Annotated in this window: 1 protein-coding gene; it reads left to right on the forward strand. The window is 70.7% G+C overall.

All coding sequences use genetic code 11. The features are described 5' to 3' along the window. Positions 1 to 457 precede the first annotated feature (457 nt). Positions 458 to 1,362: 30S ribosomal protein S2 (rpsB, locus tag AC2W7A_RS12490; RefSeq protein WP_485991619.1), on the forward strand; the 905-nt coding region annotated here is incomplete at its 3' end.

Raw genomic sequence — 1,362 nt, forward strand, 5'->3', positions numbered from 1 at the left:
GCGGCGGGCCGGGCGTGCCGGCGGGTGCGTCGGGTGCGTGAGGTTCCCATGGGACCAGGGTGCGCCGCGGCGGCAGGGGAGTGCCGTCGTCGGGCACCGGTCTGTGGACGGGCAGGCCGGTCCGGTCCGCTGTGGAGGAGGGGTCCCGTCCGCCGGGCGGCGGCGGCCGACCGTGGGGTATGATGGCCACAGCGGTGACGTGTGCCGTGCCCGGAAACGGGTGCCCACGCCATCGACTACGCACACCACGGTGCCGCTGCGGACTCCGGTCCGGACGCGGCAGGCCCCACCGACGGTCCCGCCTGAGGCAGACGGGTTTCGGGGGCGGCCCGGCAGCTGAGCCGTCGTGGTGTCAGGGACCGTCCGACCGGGCGGTCGCAGAACCGTGAAACAACGATCGGCAGCCGCCTGCGCCTGGAGGCGCGGGGTCCTACGGCCGCCACAGAAGGGATTCGACATGTCGTCCGTCGTGACCATGCGCCAGCTCCTCGACTCCGGTGTCCACTTCGGTCACCAGACCCGCCGCTGGAACCCCAAGATGAAGCGCTTCATCTTCACCGAGCGCAACGGCATCTACATCATCGACCTCGAGCAGTCGCTGACCTACATCGACCGCGCCTACGAGTTCGTCAAGCAGACCGTCAAGCACGGTGGCACCATCCTGTTCGTCGGCACCAAGAAGCAGGCCCAGGAGGCCATCGCCGAGCAGGCCAACCGCGTCGGCATGCCGTACGTGAACCACCGCTGGCTGGGCGGCATGCTCACCAACTTCCAGACCGTCTCCAAGCGCGTGCAGCGCATGAAGGAGCTCGAGGAGATCGACTTCGAGGACGTGGCCGGCTCCGGCCACACCAAGAAGGAGCTGCTCCTGCTCTCCCGCGAGCTGCAGAAGCTCGAGGCGAACTTGGGCGGCATCCGCAACATGTCCAAGACCCCCTCCGCCGTGTGGGTCGTGGACACCAAGAAGGAGCACCTCGCTGTGGACGAGGCCCAGAAGCTGGGCATCCCGGTGGTCGCCATCCTGGACACCAACTGCGACCCGGACGAGGTCACCTACCCGATCCCGGGCAACGACGACGCGATCCGCTCCGTCTCCCTGCTGACCCGCGTGGTGGCCGACGCCGTCGCCGACGGCCTCATGGCCCGCTCCGGCAAGGGCGGCGACGAGTCCGCCGAGCCGATGGCCGAGTGGGAGCGCGAGCTGCTCGAGCAGCACAACGCCGAGAAGGCGCCCAGGCCGAGAAAGACCGAGGGCGAGAAGACCGAGGGCGAGGCCGCCGAGGCGCGCCGCTCCGGCCGCCTCCGAGGACGCCGCCCAGGGCGAGTGACCCCGGACCGCGGCGGCCGGCCCGCACCCGGGCC

The organism is Micrococcus sp. LASM2_SD2 (assembly GCF_057364565.1).